This window comes from Photobacterium panuliri (assembly GCF_059920555.1).
In genome coordinates this window covers 2,178,470-2,201,503 of the sequence record NZ_CP197192.1, presented here as the reverse complement: position 1 = coordinate 2,201,503, position 23,034 = coordinate 2,178,470, and the positions used below count along the sequence as shown (strand labels likewise).

The following is a 23,034-nucleotide window of genomic DNA, read 5'->3' as shown; positions in this document are numbered from 1 at the left end:
AAGAGATGAATTGAAATCATATTATGGGAAGACTTGTCTGTCTGAGCGGGGGATATGGCTGTATTGGGTGCGAATACGGGAAGTAAGATCAGCATAATATTTTGGTGACAAGTTCACATAAGGGCAAAAAAATACTCAGGATGAACGGTTTTTTATGTGATTAATTGCATTTGATCATGAAACATTGAGTTACCTGATGCTAGATTTCGCGGTGCATTGTTTTAAAGGAGTATAAAATGCAAGACGCAAATTCTAGGCTTCCTTTTACAGCCAGATTATTGATTCTCCGGCAGTTCCTATGGGGCGCAGCATTCTATGGTACGTATGTACTGCTTACTCGTTTCTTCTTGGAAGAATTGGAATACAGTGAAGCAGAAACCATCATGATGATGGGGGCATTCGGAGCCGTAGGGCCGGTATTCTCTGCCGTGGGCGGTTTTGTTGCTGACCGGTTTATTGGTTCATTCCGGGCGGTATATATTGGCTATACCACATACACTATCGGCTTTTTCATTTTGGGTTATGGTGCCAGTACGCTCAATGTACCGCTCAGTATTTTTGCCATCGCCTTAATTGGCTATGCCCGAGGGCTTTCGGCAACCAGTCCGACGGTATTGCTGGGCAACTCTTATTCTGAGACAAACCGGGATGCTTTCCAGCAAGGCCTCACGGTTAATTACTCAATCAATAACCTCGGTTCGTTTTCTTCCAAATATCTCTTCCCATTCATGGTGGCCTTCTTGGCGTATCAGGGAAACTTCTATATTGCGTCGGCGCTGATTTCACTGACCTTGGTGTTGTTTGTCGTATTCCGTGAACGCTTTATCGCGGTGGGCAACGATATTGACCGCCGTCCGGTATCAACTAAGGTATGGGGCTTGTTTACCGTAGGTTCGGCGTTGATGCTGGGTTTGGTATTCTGGGTCTTCTCAAACCTAGATGCTGGTAAATACCTGTTGTATGGATTGGGCGTGTGTGCGATCGGTTACTTCATTTTTGAAATTACCCGAGCAACCGCAGCATTCCGCTATAAGATGTGCAGCGTCTTGATCATGATCTTCATTATGATTGTGTTCTACTTCTATTATGGCCAGATGCTGACATCAATGAACATCTATGCCATTAACCTGATGGGTGATCAGCTGTTTGGCCTGATCCCAATCCGACCTGAATCAAATGCTGCCTTCAACCCGTTATGGTGTTTCATCCTTGGTGGGCCGGTGATCTTTGTCTATGGCTGGCTAGAACGAAAAGGTTTCTCGCCATCAATTCCGACGAAATTTGCCGCAGCGTTTATCTTCAGCGCGATCTCCTTCTCGCTACTTGGGCTATCAACCAGCTTTGTTGGCGAAGGCGGTAAAATTTCAGCTGACTGGATCTTATGGGTGCACTTCTTCCAGTCAATTGCGGAATTGATCGTTGGGGCATTGGGTGTTGGTTTCATTTTTGAAATGGTACCTCGTTACTTGTCGGCGTTCGCAATCGGTCTGCGTTCCGTTGCTCTGTCGCTCAGTGGTATTTTGGCCGCGGTAATTTCTACTCGTATTGCATTACCAAAAGATCAGGTGCTGACACCGGAAATTATCGAAGGTGTTTATGCTAGCTACTTCTTTAACCTGGCTATTCTTGCCGTTGTGATGGCGGTGATTACGCTGGCGTTGTCCAAGGTGATAGCCAAGTTGGTTAGCAAAGGCGAAGAGCTTGAGCGTTTGGAGTCGCATAACGAAGAAGCCCTAACCAGCAAGTGAATGCAAAAAGAGTGGTAGAGGGTTTGATCCCTACACTCGAGATGTGATTTGAAAAGCCGCCATGTTCAGAACTGGCGGCTTTTTTATTTTAATGGGTGGTAGTGATCAGAGTATGTTGTTGGGATGCAGGCGCTATTGTTATCAAGGCGCTGGCTGTGGTCATCTCCACGATATCGACTTTTAGCTTGCCTTTTCCAAGAAGCTCATCAATAAGGTGTTGCGAAAAAGGCCAGTAGTTTAATGCTGCATTGAGACTGAGATGCTCGCCTGCATTGTCGGGTACGACGAATGTGTAGTCGACAATGGCAAAACCCTTCGGTGGAATACGTGTGTCGGCGAGTACACGGTCAACTTCCCATACATTCAAGTCAACCACATTGCCGTTGGCATCGCCGAGCCATACTTTGAAATTACGGGTATTTTTCTCGGTATGCCCGTCAATGACCTCTCCTGAGCGATAGACTTGCATATTGGAGCTGGTGGCTTTGAAGTCAACCCAGACTTCTCGTCCTTCCGGGAATCCTGTCGGTAGCTTGTGGCCGGCCCCGATATTGGTGACTTTGACTTTTATCGTGACGGCGTCACCTTTTGTGACGGTTGTGGGTAGGTCGATAAATTCCATCTTCGCCGCAGAACGGAGCATAGCCCGGGCAAGCTCAGCACTTTCCTTGGCGCCGAAATATTCATGCAGGGTGGAGTTTCCACCTGAAAAGTCATGGGAATAGACGTGCTTGCGCTCTTTACCCATTACAGCTGATTTGCCCGGATTGTTGCTTGTGCCAGGCCCTGGGGTCATGTGGCAATCTTGGCATTGAATACCTTGTTCGTTGTAGACACTTTCCTGCCATTCATCATAGGTACGTTCTATCGGTGTGCTGTTAAACGGGTGGGTGACATTATGGCAGGTTGCGCAGATCTCTGAGCGAGTGTGCAGATCAGAATAAGCGGTTTGGTGGTAGGGGGATGCAGCATCCGCATGGGGGCCAAGTTTAGTCGGTTTGTTTTTATCAGGTGTTAGTACGTAAGCGGCATTGTCATGGCCCGTAATAGCGCTAATGTTATGACACACATCACAAGTAACACCGGGAATATGACGTTCGCTATCGATATCAGCCCCGGTGATCTTCATGCTGGTCATGCCAATCGGGCTATGGCAAGCCATGCAAAAATTATCAATCTCTCCGTTTGTGGCTTTGCTGGCGCGTTTGAAGAGGCTTTTATAGATAGGGTCATCCCATGAATTGGCCATGTTTGATCCTTTCCATTGTTGATAGATAACAGGATGGCAACCTTGGCAAATCGCCGGGTCTTCAAACATGTCGGGAGTCAGTGGGCGATTGCCCGTTTGAGCTCGAGATGGGTAGAACGGGAGGTTCGATGGTTGGGATGCTTGTACATCGGGTTTGTGGGGGAACTGCCACTTGTTGATGCCGTTTGACGATTGTGCCATGACGGGTAAGGAACACAGTAGTAGCAGGCAGAGTACCAGTCGCAGGTATGTTAGTGATACAAGGCATAACCCATAAGGAGTATGTGGATTATAACAGTTTGCTTTCATGAGACTTTCCGTTTTCTTGTCTAATAAGCTGGTCAGAGTCAGTGTAGCGGGGTTAAATGTGAGACAGTGTTGCAGTTTTGCTAATGGGTATATAATGATTTGCCTTGGGTAGTTGGAGAAAAATAAGATATGAAAAAATACATGGGATGGATAGCAACAGCATTGGCCGTGGTTTTGATGGCGGGTTGTGGCGAGGAATTGAAGATTACAGCTACGCCAATTAAAAATGTTGATAACATTCAGTACAACGAAGCCCAGCTTGATGTGTATTGCCCAACAGGAATTTGCCAGTTTGATTTGGCGGTAAACAAGGACACGGCTTTAACGGTGAATATGCACTACGACTCAACGCGTTCATTTGAGAAAATCGAAGGGGTGAGTGTTACCGGTAAAGCGGGGTCATCGGCGAAAATGCTCGATGGCAATAGTTTTGAATTGGGGCTAGAAGCGAATGATAAGCCGATTACCGTTCAGGTTGTTGATTACTATCGAAACTAGTCGCCAAGCTATTAACTAGTAGATAAATGCTTTCGCAAAGATATACCGGCGGTCTTAATGACCGCCGGTTTTATTTTGTGTGGTGATTTTTTCTAGGGCTTTGCGCTGATGACGATTTGAAGCCTGCGCTGCGGGTTTGGTGGGAATAGCCCGCCGTTCAGCCATGATGTGGCGCAATGCCAGGATCGGGTGGTGCAAAAGCATCCGTGGCCCAGAAAAGCGCATGATGGTTTTGGAAAGCGCTTTTTCGTCGGGTTTGTAGCAGTGAATAGGGCACTGTTTGCATGTGGGTTTGTCCTGGCCATAAGGGCAGCGATCAAGTCGTTCGTGGGCGTAAGCCAGAAATGTTTGGCAGTCGTGGCATAAGCGCTGGTGACGTTGTTGTTGGTGGTGATGGCGGCAGTATATGGTGACCATTGCATCAATAGTCTCGAATTCAGTGGCGAGAGAGCCAAATAAAACCGGCAGCTCTTGATTCATATTCGGCCTCGAGTGATAAAAATTGCAGCAGTTGAATAATAGCTGTTGACAGCCTAACCGCACTGGGTGTTTTATAGGCGCTCTCAAAATCGAGCGTCTATAGATAGTAGCATGTTTTCTATAACTTGCATTCATAATGTATCTTTATGTTTGTCGAGAAAACATGACATAAATCTTAAAATTTACCTATATTCGCCCTGATGATGTTAATGGATGGAAAAAATAGCGGATTTATTCGATGAATATGCTTTGAATGGCTTGATTTCATTGGTTATGAGCAGTAGTATCCGCTCCTCTTTTTTTATGGTGGTGAATATGAGCAGATTTGAATGCCTGGAAAGAATTGTCGAGGAATATCGTAAGAAAGTCCGCGACTCGGAGTTTAATAAACAGAATGACAGTGAAGTCGCTAAAGTCTTAGTTCTGCTTGTTGGTAACTCTATGTTCAGCTTGGCAGATCAATTTGCAGAATGGGTGAATCGTGGTGGCGATCGTACTTACGGTGGTAAGTTTTTCGTTTCTAAGCAGCTTATGACTCTGCTAGAGCCTGTAACCTTCCGTGGTGTTACAGTTCGTCGAGATTCAATTAAGCTATTCCGTATTTCTTAATACAATAGCGACATTTTATTCAATTGCTCTCATAAAAGAAAATTGAAGAATGTATTTTTAGCGATAAATTGCCTGCAATGTATTGCTAGCGAAAAAAGGTGCTTCGGCACCTTTTTTTGTGTCTGCAATTCAATGTAGCCCGTGGTTAGCAATGCTCTGTGAAGTTTGGTATAACTGCCGCAGTCAGTCTTAATATAAGAAAGAGAAGTACATAAATGGATACGGAATTTTGGCATAGCCGCTGGGCCGAAAACCGCATAGGTTTTCACCTTGATGATACTAACCCAAAGCTAATCAAGCACTGGCCGCAGCTTAACGCAGGCCGAGATGATGTCATATTGGTGCCTATGTGCGGTAAGTCGGTAGATTTGACGTGGTTGGCGACCAAGCACGATAAAGTTGTTGGAATCGAATTGAGTGAGATTGCGGTACGTGCTTACTTTTCGGAGCACTTTTATACGCCGTTGGTGATGCCCTTGGGTAACGGCCAATCGTTGTATGAGTTTGATGAATTGTCGATTTACACCGGTGACTTTTTCCAGACTCGTATCGATCCGGTTGATGCTGTGTATGATCGTGCTGCGTTGGTTGCGATGCCGGCTGAGATGCGCCAGGCGTATGCCGATAAGCTGTTATCGCTGGTGAAACCCGGTGGCCGTATTTTGCTTATTACATTGGATTACCCGCAACCAGAGATGGACGGCCCTCCGTTTTCTGTGACTGCCGATGAGCTGCAATCACTGTTCCCAGGTTGTGAGTTGACGTTATTGGAGCGCGATGAGGCCGATGAGACACATCCGCGCCGTCAGCGTGGTCTGAGCCGTTTTGCCGAAGAGGCATGGTTGATAACGGTTTAATTTCTCCCCCAGCTCCCCCTTATCAAAGGGGGAGTTAGAAAGTGTTTTTGAAGGGCATCCCCCCTTATCAGGAGCAGGAGGGCTAGGGTAAGGCCTTTATTCGACGATCACTTTCACATCACCTGCAGTGGCAACGGCATCCTCAATCGCGGTTTCAACGCTGTTACGGCGCGTTAGGGCAACACCAAGACGGCGGCGTCCGTTTATTTCAGGTTTGGCGAATAGACGCACTTGGGTATTAGGGCGAGCCAATGCAGTAGCTAGGTTATCGAAACGAATGTCTTGGGAAACACCTTCCGCCAAAATAACGGCTGAAGCCGATGGGCCATATTGGGTAATCGAATGAATTGGCAAGCCCAAGAACGCGCGGACATGAAGAGCAAACTCAGATTGTTCCTGAGAGATAAGGGTGACCATACCTGTGTCATGCGGTCGCGGTGAGACTTCACTAAAGAGCACCTTGTCTCCTTTGATAAAGAGTTCAACACCAAACAGGCCATAGCCACCCAGTGCGTTAACGACTTTCTCTGCGGCTGCTTGTGCGGCTTGTAGGGCTTGTTCAGACATTTGCTGCGGCTGCCAAGATTCACGGTAATCGCCGTCTTCCTGGCGGTGACCAATTGGCGAACAGAAATGGACACCATCTACCGCGCGTACCGTAAGTAACGTGATTTCGTAGTCAAAATCGACAAAGCCTTCCACAATGACGCGTCCAGCGCCTGCTCGGCCACCTTCTTGGGCATATTGCCACGCAGATTCAATATCCGCCGGTGTTTTGATGACACTTTGGCCCTTGCCTGATGAGCTCATGATTGGTTTCACCACGCATGGCGTGCCAATGCGTTTAATGGAGGCGACAAAATCATCATAGTTGTCTGAGAACTCATAAGGCGATGTGGCAAGCCCGAGCTCTTCTGCTGCCAAGCGGCGGATCCCTTCGCGGTTCATGGTGAGTTTGGTGGCGTTTGCTGTAGGAACAACATTTAGCCCCTGTCTTTCCAACTCGACGAGTTTGTCGGTGGCGATGGCTTCGATCTCTGGCACAACGTAGTGGGGTTGCTCATGGTCGATAACGGCCTGAAGAGCATTACCGTCTAGCATGTCGATAACATGGCTGCGGTGGGCAACTTGCATAGCCGGTGCGTTGTTATAGCGGTCGACGGCGATAACCTCTAGCCCAAGGCGTTGGCACTCAATGGCCACTTCCTTGCCAAGTTCGCCTGAGCCAAGAAGTAAAACACGGGTAGCGTGAGATCGGGTTGCTGAGCCTAACATCGAAATTCCTTACTGGATGTTTGTGAAATCTGATTGAGATCATACAGCAAAAAAGCATTGACGCAAACGTTTGCCTTGGGTGTTTGCTTTAGATGTTTGCAGGATTTTACATCGCATAGGACAGAGCAATAACGACTTATCTATAGCGGGTGATTTGAGGCTATTTGCATGTGAGTAATATTTAGCATTGATTGTCAAAGTTGTGTCATTGCTGGCCTGCAAGCCTCGAAATTTCATCTCTCAATCGTTAAATTGGCGGCCGTTCTTACAGGGCATGTTTCGGATATTGATGAAATAAGGATTAGAAAGATGAAAAAGCAGTTGGTTGGATTGGGTATGCTGTGCATGCTGCCATGGTCATCGGTACAAGCTGCCCAAGCCGTTGGCGTGTTCTTTGGCTCTCCAATGTCAGGTATTCAGTATAAGCACCATGATTTGCGTTTTTCGCTAGGGATTGATGACTTTGGGTTGGCCGTGGACAAGACATTTAACCTTGGTTCTTTGACTCAAGATTCGGGTATGAACAACCTCTATACGTTTGTTGGGGCGCAGTATGTCGACAACAAGCACGATAAGTTGGGTGTGCGTGGTGGTATTGGTTTCGAAATACCGATCAATAACGTTGAGTTTTACGGGGAAGTCGGCCCGACTCTGTATGTTGTTGAAGATGTCGATTTGGATCTTGAAGGGCAATTGGGCTTTCGCGTCAGATTCTGAAGCTCTAACACACTGGGGGTTGGCTCTTTGACTCCCCCATAGAAAGGGGGAGGCGTGTATAGGTAGCAGGTGGGTAAAGGGAGAGGGGAATTAAGGCGAGAGTAAATTAGCCTCGATAAAGTACTGTTTGGCTCCGTCATGGAGTGGAGCCGTGAGTCCATCAGTTACCATTTGTTCTTTTTTCAGATGGTTAAATGCAGGATGCAGCTTCTTAAAGGTATCGAAATTATCAAATACCGCTTTGACAACTTGGTAGATGAGCGCCTTGTCCACGGCGGTGGATGAGACGAAGGTAGCCCCCACACCGAAGGTGTTTACCGGCTTATCGTTACCGCGGTACATGCCGCCGGGTATAGTCGCTTTGCGATAAAAGCTATTTTCAGCAATAAGTTTGTCCACCTCTGGCCCTGAAACATCCACAATCACGCTGTTGCAGGCGCTGGTGGCTTCTTTGATAGCCCCGCTGGGGTGACCAACGGTATAAACGATGGCATCGATTTTGTTATCGCACAGGGCGCGTGATTGCTCTGATGCCTTGAGCTCACTGACTTGAGAGAAATCTTTTTCTGTCCATCCCATCGTTTTCATCAGCACTTCCATTGTTCCCCGTTGCCCAGAGCCGGGGTTGCCGATATTCACCCGCTTGCCTTTCAAATCAGAAAAGGTTTTGATCCCGCTATCTGCGCGCGCTACGACGGTAAAGGGTTCGGGGTGAAGAGAGAATACGGCGCGCAGCGACTTGAATGGACCTTTGTCGGCAAACAGGCTTGTACCGTTGTAGGCGTGGTATTGCCAGTCGGATTGCGCGATCCCCATATCAAGTTCATTGGCCCGAATGTTATTGATGTTGTAGATCGAGCCACCGGTCGACTCCACTGAGCAGCGTATACCATGAGCTTTCCGGCCGTTGTTGACTAATCGGCAAATGGCTCCGCCTGTGGGGTAATAGACCCCGGTGACACCGCCAGTGCCGATGGTCATGAATGATTGAGACCAAGCAGGCTGTGAGAGTATTCCGACGGAGGCAAAAAGCAAAGCAGCAGCAAACGTGCGGAGAAGCCACATAGTAACCTCGCAGTAAGGTGTCAAAGTTGAGAGTGTAGCTGTTTGGTCGAGGGGATGTTGTCGTGAGGATAAGACGCCCCCCGTTGGGTGGGGAGCGTGGAATAAAAATAATAGCTTAGCTGATCTTGGGCTTTTTGCTTTCCCACTGGGTGATGAAGGCAACAGACAAAATGATAATCGCTGCACCAAGCCACAAGCGACCTGGTGGAACCCAGCCGAATACCAGCCAGCCCGCCAGCACATTAAGGGGCAGCTTGGCATGGTCAAATGGCTGAACAAATGAGGCGTCAGCCACGGCATAGGCTTTGGCAATTGCCCACTGTGCCAAGGCCGTGAGCAAGCCCGCTGCAATGAGTAGCCCCCAGCCCAACTCGCCTTGTGGTAGAACAAAATCAGGCAGTGCCAAGAAAATGTTGAACGGGGTGATCAGAATAAGCAGGTACACCACAATGGTTGTTGGTGAATCATGTGCTGACATCTTCTTAACCATCAGCGAGTAACCGGCCCAGAAGAAAGCAGCACCGACAGGTAGCAGGGTGGCCCAAGTAAAGCCATCTGACCAAGGTTCAAGAATGATCATCGCCCCGATAAAACCGGTCAAGGTCGCGATCCAGCGGGCTGTACCGACTTTCTCTTTAAGAAGTAGGCCTGAACCAATGGTGGCAAACAGTGGTGATGTCATCAGCAGGGCGATGCCTTGCCAGATGGGTACCGGATAGGCCAGTGCCCAGAGCCAGAGCTGAATACCAATTACCGACAGGAAAACCCGAAAACAGTGCATCCCGAAATGGTTGGTACGTAGCGCATTGCGAAGCCCCAGAGTGCGTAGCCAAGGGAAAATAGCAATAAGTGCAATGAAATACTGGATCAGTGCAACAGTGGTGGATGGTAAACCGAGATTGATACTGACATATTGGGCGAGACTATTGACGATGGCAAAGGCCAGCCCGGCAGTGAGCATCCAGCTCGCTCCGTGGAGCGGGTTGTGTTGATGTGACATGAAAAGCATTCTTTATAGTAAAACTCGAAAAATCATACTCCTGCTTTGTACTATCACAAACAGCTTTCGTGACAGCGTGACTTGGCAGGTATAAAAAAACCGCCTATTGGCGGTTTTTTTAGCGAAATTGTCAGCGTAAATCCATTGATGGCTTAAGCCGCCACATAGGTTAGCGGAATATCTGGGTTTAGCGCTTCAAGGGTGGCCTGAGTGTTGGACAGGTGGCTGATTGTGCTATCTGCTTTTTCAACCAGTGCTGCTTCTTCAAGTTCTGACAGGGCATAGCCAGCCATGTTCATGTTGATCAATGCAACTTGTAGTGGAGGCAGGCTAGGGTTGAATGCCGCGTTCTCGGCATACATACCAGCGAAGATACGGCCGTCTTTCGCTTTAACGGCCACGCCGCTGAAGTTCTTGGTATATGGAGCATGGGCACGGTTAGCTGCACTGCAGGCTTCCTGTACCAACGATTCGGTCGCTTCGGTGGTCATACCGTGATTAACCTGAGTCATCAGTGCATCGCTAATGTTTAGATCCGCAGGGCCAAAAGATTCAGGTAGGTATTCTTGTAGTGTTTTTGCCGCACGTTCAGGCAACTGCACAATTAGCTCTTTCGCTGTTGTCAATTCGTTCATGAACTGACGGCAGTGACCGCATGGGCTGTAGTTGATGGTGATATCACGGATGCCTGTTTCACCTTTTACCCAAGCGTGGCTGATAGCAGATTGCTCGGCATGGACGGAATGAGAGAGGCAGGTACCAACAAATTCCATGTTAGCACCGAAATACAATGTACCAGAATGGCCGCGAGCAATTGCACCAACAAAGAAGTTTGAAATAGGTGCAACAGAATAGGCTGCGGCAAGAGGAAGTAGGGCAACACGAAGTTCACTGTCTGTCATTTGTGTTTTGGCCATTAGTTGCTCGAACACGTCAGAACTTAGGGTTGCATCAAAATTATCGGCTGTCACAACGGGTTTAAGTGCTGCTGCCAAATCTACAGGTAAAGCGCCTAAAGCATCCATTACTTTAGTGTGCATGAGTGAATACTCCGTCTTGTGTATGGAGAAACATTGTAGGCTGCTTGCTAAGAATCTTGTGTGATCTACATCACACAAATATCCTTGTTGTTGCAGTCATTACACTTATGGGAGTCGGGTCACACAACAAATAAAAACCTAGCTTAATAAAATCAGTACATTAGGTTTGTATTCGATTACCTGCACATTTGGCAACATTCATAGACCAAGGGTTAGCCAAACAGATACATGATCACGGGCAATAGTAAAGGGGCCAGAATAGAAGTGATAACCCCACAGATAACCAGAGCCAGAGAACTAAATGCACCTTCTTGGAAATCTTCTTCGGCTGCCTTGGCTGTACCGAGTGCGTGAGAGACCGTTCCCATGGTTAATCCTTTGGCAATGGGTGCCTCAATACGTAATAGCCTAAATAGAGGATAGCCTAATACCGCGCCGAATAACCCGGCAATAATCACCATGATAGCTGCCACAGAAGGAACGCCGCCCACTTGCTCCGCAACGGCCATTGCAATCGGTGTAGTGACCGATTTTGGCAAAATAGAGGCGGTAAGCTGGCTGTCTGCCCTCATCATTACGGCAATACCGGCCCCAGTGACCATCGACAAGATGCTGCCGATCAGGCAAACCGAAAAAATGACCTTCCACTTTTGTCGAATTTGGCTGAGTTGTTCGTAAAGCGGGAATGCCAAGGCAACCACTGCTGGTTCGAGCAGGGCATTGATCCATTTGTTTTGTTCAAAATAGGTTTCGTAAGGTACTTTTAACCATATCAACAGGGGAATGATTACCAAAAGGCTAATCAACAAAGGGTTGACGATAGGGTTCTGTAACCGCTGTGCAATGTAGCGGGCTGTATAGAAGACAACCAGCGTTGTAACGAGCCAGATCATTGCTTTTCCTTATAGTGGGTTGCGATACCCAATGCGGCAAATACCACCAAGCTGCTGCCAAGGGTGCTTAAGAGGATGATCAGGGTATTGGCCTGAAGCAAATCGAGATAGTTCATCAGTCCGACTCCGACAGGTACGAACAGCAACGCCATATGGCGGATCAATAAGTGACAGCCGGGCATTGCCCAATTTGCAGGGAGCAATCCCATAGAGAGGATAGTGAACAAGATCAGCATGCCGATGATACTGCCGGGGATCGCAAGACCAGTGAGGAACTGAATGCCTTTCCCTGCCATGAGGCATGCAAAGATGATGAGGAAAGAACGTAGGTAAGCCATAAACCCTTCATGATTAGCGTAGGATTGATTTATCATACAAAATAAATGTGATCAAAACCACACTTTATTGGCGGTTAAATTCGCGAAAAAATGGCGTTTAAATCCTTGGTTGCGGCGTTATGGTGAGGCTGCGGGTAGGTATTCAGTTGAATGAGGCGTAGATAACGGCAGCACCGGCAATAGTGAGGATCACCACAGATATTTTATGCATGATGCTATGGTTAACGATGTTTTCTGCTGGAGACTTTTTGGGAGAGGTCGAGTTTGAGGGCGAGGTGGGTGAGACGGGTTTTGCGGGAAGTGCGTTAACGGTCTTGCTCTCATGGATAATTCGGCAGGTTTTCACCGGCAGCGGAACCCGAAAACCATAGTGGCGGATCACATCGATAGGAATAACCACCTTGTTGCCGCGTGTTAGCTTTTGTTGCAGAGAATGGCACAGCGTATTGAGATCATACTGGTTATTGTGGTCATCCTCGTAAGGATCGATTTGAGTGAAGGTTTTGTGATACAGCGGCTCGGCATTAATCACCTCGCCAGCACTTAAGCATAAGGTTTCCAACAGACGTGACTCATGCACAGTAAGCGAAGTTTCGGTTTTGTCGTTCCATATCAACAAGCGCATGTCGGGTACAAAGTCGACATGGGTAAAGCGAAAACAGCGGGTCAGTGTTTTTGTCGTCATGGTTTCCACTCAAAACAACTATGTAGTTGTGCAGTAAGAGATGCGAACCAGCCAAAGAGCTTCCATGCCGACACGTTGTAAAAGTGCTTCGGTTCAATAGGCTACAAGTATTTATCCCACGCTATCCATGACCAATGACTGCTTGTGATTGGCATTGTTGATAAATAACTTGATTAGATAAAGTGTGAAAGGGGGCGTCTGTTTTTGCAACTTGCGCTATGGTGAATGTGTCTCAGAAAAAAGCCCCAAAGCGCTTGGTCGGCTTCGGGGCTCATATCATAATGACGGTTTAACTGATTTATAAACGGTTCAGTTGATATTTTTCTGCAACTTACACCAGTGTGGCCACGTAGTCGTATACCGCTTTTAGGATTTTCATCTTGCGCTCATCGCTTTGGTTGTCCATCGCTATGGCTTCAAGGTTCTGCATGTAGCGCGGCAGTTTCTCCTCGAAATAATCCTGGCAGTAATGCTTCCATTGCTGTTGCTCTTTGTAATCGAGCGTCATAGGGAAGTTGCGGGCACGGTAGCGGAACAGTAGCGGTTTGATGCGCTCATCGCTTACATTCAGTTCCAGCTTGCCCAGTTCTTCAGGCGGTGTCTGCAAGATAATGTTCATGGTGGCACGATCAGCATACGAGAAGAACCCGCTGTAAAGCATCGCATCAACATTGTTGTCGTTGTTGAACTCGCGCTCTTGGCTGTATATCGCCTGTAGTTTTTCGCGCACTTCTGGGTGTGCTTTCAATACAGCGAGGTTTTTCAGGCAAGCTTCACGGTCGATACCCAGACGGGCCGCATCTTCTGCGCGCAGGGTTTTCGCCGGGGCCAGTACCGGGCACTTGTTAAGGTGGATTAGCTTGAGCGGAACAGGTAACTCATCAGGGCCAAGGTCAATACGTTTGGTATACAGGCGCTCGCGCAGCTCATCAGCCGACAGCTCGATAAGCGGGGTAGGATCCATCGCAAGGTTAACCGCAATAACCGCATTCTTGTTTTCTGGATGCCATTCCATCGGCACAATCCAGCTGGTGTTGCCGCAATCAACACCGAACATGCCCGATACGTGCATTAGCGGGGTCAGGTTGACCACGTCGATAAGCTCTTGCAGCTTGCGCTTGTTGCGCAGGGTGAAGAAGTAGTCGAACAGTTTTGGCTGGTTTTGTTTGATTTGTTTCGCCAATTCGATAGTGGCATACACATCGGCCATTGCATCGTGGGCGTTGGCGTGTTCAATGCCGTTGGCTACCGAGAGCTTTTCCAGCTTAAAGCTTGGTTTGCCGTCTTCGTTGAGGGGCCACTCAAGCCCTTCTGGGCGCAGCGCATAGCAGGTACGCATGATATCGAGCAGATCCCAGCGCGAGTTGCCGTTTTGCCAGCTCCACGCGTAAGGGTCGATGAAATTACGGTACAGCGAATAGCGGGTGACTTCATCATCGAAGCGCACGTTGTTATAACCAATCACACAGGTATTGGGCTTAGATAACTCTGCATGAATAAGGGCCATGAATTCGTGTTCGGGCAAGCCTTTTTCATGGGCTTCCTGCGGGGTGATCCCCGTAATCAGGCATGCTTCCGGCGAGGGTAGATAGTCTACCGGCGGTTTGCAGTAAATCACCAAAGGCTCGCCAATGATGTTCATATCCATATCGGTGCGAACACCGGCAAACTGGCAAGGACGGTCAAGTGCCGGGTTGGCACCGAAGGTTTCGTAGTCTAGCCAAAACAATGTTGGTTCATTTGTGTCTTTCATCGTAATTTCCAGAAACCATTGAATCAGTATTAAGTGTTTGTTCTAACAATGGCTTTCAAATGCTATACTGTTCATATATACAGTAGTTAATTCCTGCGCAATAACGTTTGGGATTGGCATTTGCGTCCAAATCTGCGTCCAAAAGTACTGCGCCCTGCGTCCAAAACAGTGTCCATTCAAGGAACGAAAACAAGGTTTTAGTATGAGCATACTCGATCGGCAATTGAAGTTGATTTCAAAGCAAGAAACGTATGAGGGTCCAACAGAGCTCAACGATGGTGAAGGGCTTGTTGCTCGCATCTCATCTTCAGCTGTGATCACCTTCCAGTATCGCTGCCGATTCAACGGTAAAAACCTAAGAATCAAGATAGGTAAGTATCCCGCAACTTCATTGAAAGAGGCAAGGCGGAAACATAAAATCATGATGGAATTGAGGGAATCGGGCCGAAATCCAGAAATTGCCATGACTGGTGAACAAGATTTCGTCACATTCGACGACTGCGTGAATTACTGGTTGCGGCATTATGTGCCCAAACTGAAAAAAGGGACGCAAGAGCTCTACGGCTCCTTTGCCAAGAACTACTACTTAGGGGCGTTTCCTGATCGAAACGTAGAAACTATACCCGCAAGGGAATGGATGCAGTGGCTAGACGGCATTGCAGAAAACAAGCCCAAAACCGCCAATTCCATATTTGCCAACGTTCGTTCCTGCCTTAACTTCTGTAAAAGCAAATTCATTATAGATAGAACAGACTTAGACCGAATAAAGAAGCAGAATGTAGCTACAAACTAGCTAAATCACTATTGACGATGGTGTGTTTGTCCCACATGTAACTAAGGTAAATCGGAAAAATGATCACAGTTAAATTAAAGGAATTTCTCGTTCCAGATGGCGTAGAGCCTCAAGAGGTACTTGTTACATTTGATGTAATGGATATTGCTGAGCCAAGCGAACCAAATTACATAAAAGGTGGTCCAGTTTGTTATCAGGGGGTAGCTGACCAGTTTGGCCACATCCATGATGACATTATTAGTCCGGAGTCTTTTGTGCATATTGTGGGTTGTCTGGGCTACGAAGCTGATTTTTTGAATGATGGAATAGAGTAATAACATTACTTCTTATCGAATGTATTAAAGAAGTGCGTAAGCAAATCACCAAAGCAACAAGTCCGTTATAGAAATTTTTTCATAATCCAACGAGACGGGAAAAATGGGTCTAAAGGTTAGAATTAGGCAATGGCTCTCTAAATGATGTTTATACATCAATAACTTCTGCTGATCTTGTGTCAAGTTCTGATACGTCAGGCCACAGAGCCAGATCTGGAATGCTTGCACAATATATCGGTGGTGTCAGGTTGTCCTTGAAGGCGTAACTTATGAAGTAAAATGGTAGACACAAGGTAGTTATCCAGAGAGTAGTGACCCTTAGGGGGCTTTGGCCAAAGTGTAATTAGAGTTTGCTTTTGATTAAGCCGCCGTTTGTACACGGCGGCTTTTTTATTATTATTAAGTTCCCAACGCGATAGGACACCACAATATGTTTTTCGGTTTTGGCAAACGTAAAGAGAAAGGCAGGGCAGCCCCTCGATTTGAGAATGTACATGCTATTTTGTGCCGTTCGATGGCATTGTACCCATACTTTTCAGATCAGCAGCAACAGGTGATCTGCCAGTTCGTGAATGGCTTTTACGACGGTAAAACAGTGTTGGTTAGCCCCGAGATAGAAGTAGAGGATCATGAAACTCTATTGGTTGTGATTGCCGCCAATGCCGCATTGGTTGGTGCGGCACAGCAGACGAATTTTTTCTCCTCTGTTAAATGGCTCCATATCTGTGCTGATGACTTGCCCGTCGATGGTGATGCTTATGAGTCTTCAACAGTAAGGTTGTGTGCTTGGCCATGTTTAGAGGAATCGTTTGAGATCCTTGAAGGTCATAATCTGGTTGTTCATGAATTTGCCCATGTTCTTGATCACCTGTTTGGCCTTTCGGGAAGCACTCCGGCGCTTTGCGCAGGATACGAGAACTATCTGGATAATATTGAAAAGCAGCAGGATGATGCCATTGCTGATTGTGCTACACCACCCGGAGAGCGAGGGGACACCTTATATGGTTATGATGATGCCTCTTTTCATCCGCCCGAGGAGTATTTTGCTGTCTTGTCTGAGTTGTTTTTCACCAATCCGTCAGCGATTCTAAACGACTCACCTGAGTTATATCGCGATTTGGTTGCGATTTATGGGTTGGATATGGCGTTACATTTACGTGACACAAACGCGTGACAGTGTAACTGTTTGTGTCTCAGTTCTAAGACTGAGGTAGAAGAAGCGAAGGGCATAAAATGAATATTGAAAAAAGAGGAATGAGAATTAAAGATTTCTTGTAAACGGACGCTAAATATAATATCTATGTTATCAATAATGAGAATAACTACTTGTTAAGTGGTATTAACATTAAAAAGTTAATTTATCATGGAGTTATGATTGCGATTGTTCAAGTTGTCTATAACTAGTATTTATTGATAACAATGTTTACAAAATAAAATATTTCTTCATTCTTTTACGCTTAAATAATGATTTTATTCTAAATAATAGCAAAGTTAATACCTGCTTCTTGTTATAAAATCGATTGCATTTATTCTGAATCAGAATATCCCTCCTTGATAAATTTATTTTATCGTCACGATATATATCTTTTGTTTTGCTGTGCGTTAGGCACACTCCTAGTATGCAGACTTCTGCGGTTCATGGGCCGTTACAATATTCATTAATAGGTTTATCAAGAAGAAGTCATGTACTGGGTTTTAGCACTGGCATTGCTGCTAAGTGGATGTGCTAATGGATTGCCAGATATAAACGGAGTTATTCAAAAGGATATACAAGATAGCAATGAAAAAATATTTGTCGGCATTCCAGTTCTCTTTAGCTTGGAAGGTACGGCAGCTCGGTTGGATAATCATTGGCTGGTAACGTCGAAACATAATCGACTGATACTGGCTTTAGAAGGGAGAGATGTGTATTACCATCCTTACTGCGATATCGCATTAGTGAGAAGTGATGGTAACAGTACTCAGCATGCTGGGGTGGTGTATCCTCATCAGGATGTGACACACGTGGGGTATCCTATCGGGTTGCCGCTGTCTTCCAGTAAAGGTGAATACCTTGGGGATGTGTATGTGTCCGGTTGGAAGAAATGCCTGATGTCGGCGACGACGGCACATGTGATGTCGGGAATGTCCGGCGGGGGTATTTATAACGATAAAGGGGAGCTGGTAGGGGTAACCCATGGCTTTTCTTTGGGGGATGTAAGTTGGAAGAATAGGTCTTATTTTCAGCCAGCCATCTTTGTTCCGCTGTATGGTGTGCGTGACTGGCTGCAGACCATTACCGGCAATGATTACTTCCCGGATATAGAAGATCATTTTCTTGAAGATCCCCGGGATACACATATTGCTGTATCTAACTCGTCACCTTAGTAAAAGGGCTGCTTTACGCAGCCCTTGATTATTTTATTCGCTGTAAGCCATTAGCTGTATTTGATTACCGCCATGATTAGTACCACGACCATGCTGGTCAGCATAGGGACAGAGGTACGGCGGATAACATCAATTGGCGTGAGGTTGGCCATACCTGAAACGGTAATGATAACCCCGGCCACAGGCGAGATAGTACGGCCGATACCTGCTGCAAATAGAATTGGCACGAGTGGTAGCAGTGGGTTGACGTTAAAGTTAGCGGCAATTTGCGGCACGATAGGGATAAATGCCATCACCGGTGCGTTGCCTGAACCGGTAATGAAAGCGGTTAGCAAGATAAAACCGGAGAATACGATAACGATACCTGCTGGCCCCAAGTCGAACGACTTCGCGGTGTCGATGAGTGCGGTGATCGCACCGATGTTCTTCAAACCGGCTGAGAAGAATTCTGCCGCGATCATCAAGGTTAGAACGCTGGCGAAGATCATCCCTGTACCTTTCAGCCAAGCCTCGAAGTTGTCGAATGCACGTTGCAAAGAGCGGAAGCGCAATGCTTCGATAACCACACAGATAGTAATGGTCGACATCATGGCGATTGGGATCGTCATGGTGATGGACTCAAACACCATGCTTGAGAAGCCAAACAGGAACACAAATGGCAATACAGGCAGCAGGGCGTAGTAGCCAGGTACCTTGTCGTTGCTGTCATGCTGTTCTTCTAGGGTTTTTAGGAACTTGCCGCGATCTTGGGAAGGATCATAACCTTCTTTTTTGTCGCAGTGGCGTTGCCATGAAATGTTAACCAACGGAATGCTCACCAGCAGTAGCAGCTGGAAAATAGTCTGATGGTTGATTACAAAGTCCATCACATCGACATTGATGGCATTGGCACCGATTACGGCATTGATTTGCCCCGGGCCATATTCCCATGCGGTAGGGATAACGATTGTCGCGACGGCTGTTTTTGCACTAACCCCGGCATTACGCAGTACTGGATAGAGAGTACCCATCAGTAGCAGCGACAGCGATGTTGCACCAGTAATAAACACATACATGATGGATACAAAAATTAGTACTAGCGCCAGCAGAACATACGGGCTTTTCACGGCCATAACAGGGCGTGAGGTAGATTTAACCAAAGCCTGTGATGCACCGATATGGTTTAGGTAAGTTGACACACCCGCAATCGACACCAATGTTAGGCCGACTTTACCTAATCGGCTGTTGGTGATTTCTGTAAAGCGCTGCCAAAGGTCGAAAAACAACGCACCTTGGGTTTTGCCGTCAGCGAGAACGGGTGTGATATCCGCCACTTGTGCGAAGGCAAGCAGGGCCAGACCTGCTGTGATAAGCGTGGCTTGCGGATTGTATTTCTTAAGCATTGAGTAGGCGACGAGGCCCACGATAAGTAGGGTAAATAAATATTCCATATACTACATTGTCTCCAAAAAAGGCGACGAAATAATGCCTGCAACCTAGTGAATAATATTGATCTAAGGCAATTTAAAAGATTAAAACTGAGTGCATAGTCAATAGTTGCAATGCTTGTCACCATTTTTGATGCCAATTATGGGTTTTTATATCCCGTTTTTAACAAATTTTGACCACTATGGCTAAAGGTTGTTTTAAATGCGTTTGTTTGATTGGTGGCAAATTAACAACCAAGTATGTTAACGCCGTTAGCGAGTGCCAGCATGGTCTGTTATGAATATGATTGGACTTTATCTGAAAGATTCAAGAGGTGCGAAGGAAGGGGGAAGGGAGCAAGGATTGGAAATGAAAAAAGGGCGCATTGAATGCACCCTTTTTGAATTTTTACGTTTAAAATCTAATTAGATTTTTTCAACGTTAGCAGCTTGAGGACCTTTCTGGCCTTGCTCGATATCGAATGCTACTTTCTGGCCTTCAGCTAGAGATTTGAAGCCGTCACCAGCGATTGCGCGGAAGTGTACGAATACGTCTGCACCGCCGTTGTCTTGAGTGATGAAACCGAAACCTTTCTCATCGTTGAACCACTTAACGATACCAGTTGCTTTAGACATGTTAGTCTCCTGAATTTATGTGTTAATCGCTTAATGCGCACTTATGCCATCAATAATGAATTACTTATGGACAAAAGATGGTTGAGCTCTTCAGGACGACGCGGTGAACCGGTGTATCGAAGGTTTCTTATCAATTTGTAGCATAAATATGTTGTTGCATTATCGGCGCATCAACATTAGGCCATAGTGAATCCTGAGTGGCAAGCAAATAATGATATTTTTTTTATTTTCTTTAAAAAGTGAGACATAAGTGCGGCTGTGAGGTAACAATTCTTCGCTTTTACAGTGGTTTATCGTAAAAAATACTCAGGATTCCCTGGGGTCAGATTGGCTATTTTGCCTCAGAATATACCCAACCAATGTGAGGTAACGGGAGCATCGTGTGTGATAGGTGTGCGATATGGCGAGGAGGCCGTGTTGGACGCAGCGTTGCGTTGCAAGGGGATGTTTTAGGATTGCGAAATCAGCGAGTAGATGTTGGTATTAAGGCTGTACGTAAAAAGGGCGTTGCCGCCCTTTATTTAGATAGCGAGTGATTAGATTCTTTCGACATTGGCAGCTTGCAGGCCTTTTGGACCTTGCTCAATCTCAAAATTCACTTTTTGCCCTTCGGATAGAGTTTTGAAGCCGTCTCCGGTGATAGAGCGGAAATGAACGAACACATCGGCACCGCCGTTGTCCTGAGTGATAAAGCCGAAACCTTTTTCTTCGTTAAACCACTTAACGGTACCTGTTGCTTTTGACATGGTGTCTCCTGAATTGCTTACATCCTTACAAGTACCAATACTATTCAACACTGGTAACAATTGAATCCCTTTGCTCCAGTTTCACTTGAGAAAGTCTTGCTAGATGAAGCGATTCGTAAATATTGTTGAAACATTGCCAAACACTACTGGTCTCAGTTAAGAGTAGGCAGGCTAATACCATTTGCAAATATAATTATCAGAAAACTGTGTTGCCATTCACAGCGGTCGGAGTTTACTAGCTTGAAAACATGAAGCTCATCAAAATGTTAAGTTTAAGGTTTCTTAAAAGTGGTAATCTGTGGCAGATATATTTCGTGCCTTGAATCAAAGTATTCGTTATTGGTGTTCGATCGGTTAAAATGTGACTTGTGTAGCATCCGGTGTTTCTGCTATAACGGTCAGCAGTTAGGTTTTTTAGATTCATGTAAGGACATACTATGAACACTATCCTAGAGCTAGTTCGTCAAACTCGCCGTAAGAACAAGCTAAAACGCGAAATTCTAGATAACGATCGTAAGATTCGCGACAACCGTAAGCGTGTAGAGCTGCTGGAAAACCTACTGGATTACATCAAAGCAGACATGACCCACGATCAGATTGTTGAAATCGTTGAGAACATGAAAGGCGATTACGAAGATCGCGTTGATGATCACATCATCATCAGTGCTGAACTATCAAAAGAGCGTCGTGAAGTCAGCAAGAGCATGAAAGACCTGAAAAAAGCTGAAATTGCTGCGCATCACTAAGTGCGAAAAGAATTATCAAACCCGGCCTTGTGCCGGGTTTTTTTATGTTTATTTTTCTAAAATCAATTCAGGAAAATAATAAGCGGCAAGGGGAGCGTTTTGCAGACGTTATTTCATGGATGGAGAAATACCATTAGATGGGTTGGTGGGGCGATAGGTCTGTTTCCGTTAATGGCCTTGGCCGAATCAGAGGAGGCTCCTCATCTTCAGAGCAAGCCTCAAGGCATGATATCGGTGCATGATCTGAGAGCACAACGTGATGGAGAGCAGCAATGGGGAATTGCCGCAACCATCAGGACAGCCAGTATTCCCTATGCCACTAAAGATGTCGTTGAAGATACCAGTGTGAGTTCTTTTCTTCCATTGATGTTCTACGAGGGCGATCGTGTGTTTTTGCGTGGTATGGAAGGTGGCCTTAATCTGTATCGACAGGACAGTTGGGAGCTGAATGCGCTGTTGCGGATGCATTTTATTGATATCCCCTCGTCGTTTCAAAATCAGATTGGCGGTGATACTGCGGATTACGGGTTACAGTACCGGTACCTTTGGGGTGAAACCTACAGTGCCGAACTGGAATTACTTTCTGATCCTAGCGGTAGAATGAGTACGCAGGCGGTGTTTCAGGGGGATTACCTTTTAGGGGATTGGCGCCTGAAGCCTGAACTGAGCGCTATCTGGAAAGATCGTGATTACAACAGCTATTATTACGGGCTTCAACAAGAAGAGATCGGTGCGGGGGTGGATGTTAAAGTTGGTGGCAGTGCGGCGTACCATGTCACTTCTAACTTATATCTGTTTGCAGGGGCGCATGCCCGTTATTTTGATAGCCAAGTCCGGGCATCTGATGTGGTTGAAGATGACTGGCAGAGTGAATTTTACCTTGGCTTTGGTTTCTTTAATGATCAGTCTCAGCCAAGGAAAAAAGAGATCGGGAATCAGCCGTATCTGCGTATTGCCCACGGTTGGGCAACGCCTTCCAACATTGGCGATATTTTTGCTTTCAACCGAGAAAAAGATCCGTTCAATAACCAGTTAAGTTCCGTATTTTATGGGTATCCGTTGACGGATGAGCTCTTTGGCTTGCCTTTGGATATCTTTCTTACCCCGGGAGTTGTTTGGCATTGGAGCTCGGATGTTCAGCCGAGTAGCCAAGAGTACCTGATGGCGATTAAGGCATACTATACGTTTGACTGGCCAGTCAAATGGCGTTTTGGCTTGGCTGAAGGGCTTTCGTATGCAAACCGTATTACCTATATCGAACAGAGTGAAATGGACCGCAAAGGTTACGAGCCAAGCAAGTTGCTCAATTATCTCGATTTTTCTTTTGATGTAAACCTGGGAGATATGTTCAACAACCGTAAGCTCGATGGGGTATGGGCTGGCTACAGCTTGCACCATCGTTCGGCGATCTTTGAAAGTGCTTCTCAATTTGGCCGGATCAAGGGCGGGAGCAATTATAATACGGTGTACATACAGTTTGATCTCTAGTTTTAGATTTCGCCGAGAGGCT

Annotated in this window: 24 protein-coding genes; 11 read left to right on the top strand and 13 right to left on the bottom strand. The window is 46.4% G+C overall.

Features of this window, described 5'->3' with window-relative positions; translation table 11 throughout:
* Positions 1–236 precede the first annotated feature (236 nt).
* Positions 237–1,748, top strand: a complete 1,512-nt coding sequence (locus tag ACSF8X_RS10200; RefSeq protein WP_047880241.1) for a peptide MFS transporter — start codon at positions 237–239, stop codon at positions 1,746–1,748.
* 88 nt (positions 1,749–1,836) lie between these two features.
* On the opposite strand, the gene ACSF8X_RS10195 is transcribed toward ACSF8X_RS10200, so the two are convergent.
* Positions 1,837–3,306, bottom strand: a complete 1,470-nt coding sequence (locus ACSF8X_RS10195; protein WP_500849846.1) for a multiheme c-type cytochrome — start codon at positions 3,304–3,306, stop codon at positions 1,837–1,839.
* A 129-nt stretch (positions 3,307–3,435) separates the two neighbouring features.
* Between ACSF8X_RS10195 and ACSF8X_RS10190 the strand changes: the two genes are divergently transcribed.
* Positions 3,436–3,804, top strand: a complete 369-nt coding sequence (locus ACSF8X_RS10190) for a spore gernimation protein (protein ID WP_500849845.1) — start codon at positions 3,436–3,438, stop codon at positions 3,802–3,804.
* Between the two features lie 54 nt (positions 3,805–3,858).
* On the opposite strand, the gene ACSF8X_RS10185 is transcribed toward ACSF8X_RS10190, so the two are convergent.
* Positions 3,859–4,284 (bottom strand): nitrous oxide-stimulated promoter family protein, encoded by a 426-nt coding sequence (locus tag ACSF8X_RS10185; protein ID WP_500849844.1) that lies wholly within the window; start codon positions 4,282–4,284, stop codon positions 3,859–3,861.
* Between the two features lie 213 nt (positions 4,285–4,497).
* Between ACSF8X_RS10185 and ACSF8X_RS10180 the strand changes: the two genes are divergently transcribed.
* Positions 4,498–4,893, top strand: a complete 396-nt coding sequence (locus tag ACSF8X_RS10180; RefSeq protein ID WP_240478349.1) for a hypothetical protein — start codon at positions 4,498–4,500, stop codon at positions 4,891–4,893.
* 215 nt (positions 4,894–5,108) lie between these two features.
* Positions 5,109–5,750, top strand: a complete 642-nt coding sequence (locus ACSF8X_RS10175) for a thiopurine S-methyltransferase (RefSeq protein ID WP_047880237.1) — start codon at positions 5,109–5,111, stop codon at positions 5,748–5,750.
* Between the two features lie 96 nt (positions 5,751–5,846).
* On the opposite strand, the gene purT is transcribed toward ACSF8X_RS10175, so the two are convergent.
* Positions 5,847–7,025 (bottom strand): formate-dependent phosphoribosylglycinamide formyltransferase, encoded by a 1,179-nt coding sequence (purT, locus tag ACSF8X_RS10170; protein WP_500849843.1) that lies wholly within the window; start codon positions 7,023–7,025, stop codon positions 5,847–5,849.
* 309 nt (positions 7,026–7,334) lie between these two features.
* Here purT and ACSF8X_RS10165 point away from each other — a divergent pair, with 309 nt between their 5' ends.
* Positions 7,335–7,742 (top strand): hypothetical protein, encoded by a 408-nt coding sequence (locus tag ACSF8X_RS10165; RefSeq protein WP_047880235.1) that lies wholly within the window; start codon positions 7,335–7,337, stop codon positions 7,740–7,742.
* Positions 7,743–7,832: 90 nt separating this feature from the next.
* On the opposite strand, the gene ACSF8X_RS10160 is transcribed toward ACSF8X_RS10165, so the two are convergent.
* The 7 genes from ACSF8X_RS10160 to sbcB form a co-directional block, all read right to left on the bottom strand.
* Entirely contained in the window at positions 7,833–8,807 is a 975-nt protein-coding gene (locus tag ACSF8X_RS10160; RefSeq protein WP_047880234.1) for a TAXI family TRAP transporter solute-binding subunit, read from the bottom strand.
* Positions 8,808–8,922: 115 nt separating this feature from the next.
* Positions 8,923–9,807, bottom strand: a complete 885-nt coding sequence (locus tag ACSF8X_RS10155) for a DMT family transporter (RefSeq protein ID WP_500849842.1) — start codon at positions 9,805–9,807, stop codon at positions 8,923–8,925.
* A gap of 152 nt (positions 9,808–9,959) precedes the next feature.
* On the bottom strand, positions 9,960–10,847 hold the full coding sequence (gene cdd, locus ACSF8X_RS10150) for a cytidine deaminase (protein WP_047880232.1): 888 nt from the start codon (positions 10,845–10,847) through the stop codon (positions 9,960–9,962).
* Positions 10,848–11,059: 212 nt separating this feature from the next.
* The gene (locus ACSF8X_RS10145) at positions 11,060–11,737 is read right to left on the bottom strand and encodes a CidB/LrgB family autolysis modulator (RefSeq protein ID WP_500851175.1); all 678 of its coding nucleotides are present in this window, start codon (positions 11,735–11,737) and stop codon (positions 11,060–11,062) included.
* Complete coding sequence (locus tag ACSF8X_RS10140) at positions 11,737–12,078, bottom strand: CidA/LrgA family protein (protein ID WP_047880230.1); 342 nt, start codon at positions 12,076–12,078, stop codon at positions 11,737–11,739. The genes ACSF8X_RS10145 and ACSF8X_RS10140 overlap by 1 nt, the downstream gene beginning before the upstream one ends.
* Positions 12,079–12,220: 142 nt before the next feature.
* On the bottom strand, positions 12,221–12,763 hold the full coding sequence (locus ACSF8X_RS10135) for a winged helix-turn-helix domain-containing protein (protein WP_500849841.1): 543 nt from the start codon (positions 12,761–12,763) through the stop codon (positions 12,221–12,223).
* Between the two features lie 331 nt (positions 12,764–13,094).
* Positions 13,095–14,516 carry an exodeoxyribonuclease I gene (gene sbcB / locus ACSF8X_RS10130; RefSeq protein ID WP_500849840.1) on the bottom strand — a complete coding sequence of 474 codons (1,422 nt, stop codon included), beginning with the start codon at positions 14,514–14,516 and terminating at the stop codon, positions 13,095–13,097.
* A 202-nt stretch (positions 14,517–14,718) separates the two neighbouring features.
* Between sbcB and ACSF8X_RS10125 the strand changes: the two genes are divergently transcribed.
* The 4 genes from ACSF8X_RS10125 (at position 14,719) to ACSF8X_RS10110 (ending at position 17,990) form a co-directional block, all read left to right on the top strand.
* A complete protein-coding gene (locus ACSF8X_RS10125; RefSeq protein WP_500849839.1) occupies positions 14,719–15,309 on the top strand; it encodes an Arm DNA-binding domain-containing protein in 591 nt (196 codons plus the stop codon).
* Positions 15,310–15,368: 59 nt separating this feature from the next.
* Positions 15,369–15,623 carry a hypothetical protein gene (locus ACSF8X_RS10120; protein WP_500849838.1) on the top strand — a complete coding sequence of 85 codons (255 nt, stop codon included), beginning with the start codon at positions 15,369–15,371 and terminating at the stop codon, positions 15,621–15,623.
* Between the two features lie 430 nt (positions 15,624–16,053).
* Positions 16,054–16,797, top strand: a complete 744-nt coding sequence (locus ACSF8X_RS10115) for a zinc-dependent peptidase (RefSeq protein WP_500849837.1) — start codon at positions 16,054–16,056, stop codon at positions 16,795–16,797.
* Between the two features lie 509 nt (positions 16,798–17,306).
* On the top strand, positions 17,307–17,990 hold the full coding sequence (locus tag ACSF8X_RS10110; protein ID WP_500849836.1) for a trypsin-like peptidase domain-containing protein: 684 nt from the start codon (positions 17,307–17,309) through the stop codon (positions 17,988–17,990).
* Positions 17,991–18,040: 50 nt separating this feature from the next.
* Here the strand turns inward: ACSF8X_RS10110 and dcuC are convergent, their stop codons facing one another.
* From dcuC to cspE (ACSF8X_RS10095), 3 genes are all read right to left on the bottom strand, one after another.
* On the bottom strand, positions 18,041–19,420 hold the full coding sequence (dcuC, locus tag ACSF8X_RS10105) for a C4-dicarboxylate transporter DcuC (protein WP_500849835.1): 1,380 nt from the start codon (positions 19,418–19,420) through the stop codon (positions 18,041–18,043).
* A gap of 402 nt (positions 19,421–19,822) precedes the next feature.
* Positions 19,823–20,032, bottom strand: a complete 210-nt coding sequence (gene cspE / locus ACSF8X_RS10100) for a transcription antiterminator/RNA stability regulator CspE (RefSeq protein ID WP_047880218.1) — start codon at positions 20,030–20,032, stop codon at positions 19,823–19,825.
* A gap of 536 nt (positions 20,033–20,568) precedes the next feature.
* Positions 20,569–20,778 carry a transcription antiterminator/RNA stability regulator CspE gene (cspE, locus tag ACSF8X_RS10095; RefSeq protein ID WP_047880217.1) on the bottom strand — a complete coding sequence of 70 codons (210 nt, stop codon included), beginning with the start codon at positions 20,776–20,778 and terminating at the stop codon, positions 20,569–20,571.
* Between the two features lie 437 nt (positions 20,779–21,215).
* On the opposite strand from cspE (ACSF8X_RS10095), the gene ACSF8X_RS10090 reads away from it, so the two are divergent.
* Entirely contained in the window at positions 21,216–21,524 is a 309-nt protein-coding gene (locus ACSF8X_RS10090) for a DUF496 family protein (protein ID WP_047880216.1), read from the top strand.
* A 171-nt stretch (positions 21,525–21,695) separates the two neighbouring features.
* Positions 21,696–23,012 (top strand): MipA/OmpV family protein, encoded by a 1,317-nt coding sequence (locus tag ACSF8X_RS10085; RefSeq protein ID WP_500851174.1) that lies wholly within the window; start codon positions 21,696–21,698, stop codon positions 23,010–23,012.
* Positions 23,013–23,034 lie beyond the last annotated feature (22 nt).

Coding starts and splice junctions, on each gene's coding strand:
- ACSF8X_RS10160 (WP_047880234.1), bottom strand. CDS start 8,807: ATGTGGCTTCTCCGCACGTTTGCTGCTGCTTTGCTTTTTGCCTCCGTC.
- cspE (WP_047880218.1), bottom strand. CDS start 20,032: ATGTCTAAAGCAACTGGTATCGTTAAGTGGTTCAACGATGAGAAAGGT.
- ACSF8X_RS10090 (WP_047880216.1), top strand. CDS start 21,216: ATGAACACTATCCTAGAGCTAGTTCGTCAAACTCGCCGTAAGAACAAG.
- cdd (WP_047880232.1), bottom strand. CDS start 10,847: ATGCACACTAAAGTAATGGATGCTTTAGGCGCTTTACCTGTAGATTTG.
- ACSF8X_RS10175 (WP_047880237.1), top strand. CDS start 5,109: ATGGATACGGAATTTTGGCATAGCCGCTGGGCCGAAAACCGCATAGGT.
- dcuC (WP_500849835.1), bottom strand. CDS start 19,420: ATGGAATATTTATTTACCCTACTTATCGTGGGCCTCGTCGCCTACTCA.
- ACSF8X_RS10190 (WP_500849845.1), top strand. CDS start 3,436: ATGAAAAAATACATGGGATGGATAGCAACAGCATTGGCCGTGGTTTTG.
- ACSF8X_RS10135 (WP_500849841.1), bottom strand. CDS start 12,763: ATGACGACAAAAACACTGACCCGCTGTTTTCGCTTTACCCATGTCGAC.
- ACSF8X_RS10180 (WP_240478349.1), top strand. CDS start 4,498: ATGGAAAAAATAGCGGATTTATTCGATGAATATGCTTTGAATGGCTTG.
- ACSF8X_RS10125 (WP_500849839.1), top strand. CDS start 14,719: ATGAGCATACTCGATCGGCAATTGAAGTTGATTTCAAAGCAAGAAACG.
- ACSF8X_RS10085 (WP_500851174.1), top strand. CDS start 21,696: ATGGCCTTGGCCGAATCAGAGGAGGCTCCTCATCTTCAGAGCAAGCCT.
- ACSF8X_RS10195 (WP_500849846.1), bottom strand. CDS start 3,306: ATGAAAGCAAACTGTTATAATCCACATACTCCTTATGGGTTATGCCTT.
- ACSF8X_RS10115 (WP_500849837.1), top strand. CDS start 16,054: ATGTTTTTCGGTTTTGGCAAACGTAAAGAGAAAGGCAGGGCAGCCCCT.
- ACSF8X_RS10185 (WP_500849844.1), bottom strand. CDS start 4,284: ATGAATCAAGAGCTGCCGGTTTTATTTGGCTCTCTCGCCACTGAATTC.
- ACSF8X_RS10165 (WP_047880235.1), top strand. CDS start 7,335: ATGAAAAAGCAGTTGGTTGGATTGGGTATGCTGTGCATGCTGCCATGG.
- ACSF8X_RS10140 (WP_047880230.1), bottom strand. CDS start 12,078: ATGGCTTACCTACGTTCTTTCCTCATCATCTTTGCATGCCTCATGGCA.
- cspE (WP_047880217.1), bottom strand. CDS start 20,778: ATGTCAAAAGCAACAGGTACCGTTAAGTGGTTTAACGAAGAAAAAGGT.
- ACSF8X_RS10120 (WP_500849838.1), top strand. CDS start 15,369: ATGATCACAGTTAAATTAAAGGAATTTCTCGTTCCAGATGGCGTAGAG.
- purT (WP_500849843.1), bottom strand. CDS start 7,025: ATGTTAGGCTCAGCAACCCGATCTCACGCTACCCGTGTTTTACTTCTT.
- ACSF8X_RS10200 (WP_047880241.1), top strand. CDS start 237: ATGCAAGACGCAAATTCTAGGCTTCCTTTTACAGCCAGATTATTGATT.
- ACSF8X_RS10110 (WP_500849836.1), top strand. CDS start 17,307: ATGTACTGGGTTTTAGCACTGGCATTGCTGCTAAGTGGATGTGCTAAT.
- ACSF8X_RS10155 (WP_500849842.1), bottom strand. CDS start 9,807: ATGTCACATCAACACAACCCGCTCCACGGAGCGAGCTGGATGCTCACT.
- sbcB (WP_500849840.1), bottom strand. CDS start 14,516: ATGAAAGACACAAATGAACCAACATTGTTTTGGCTAGACTACGAAACC.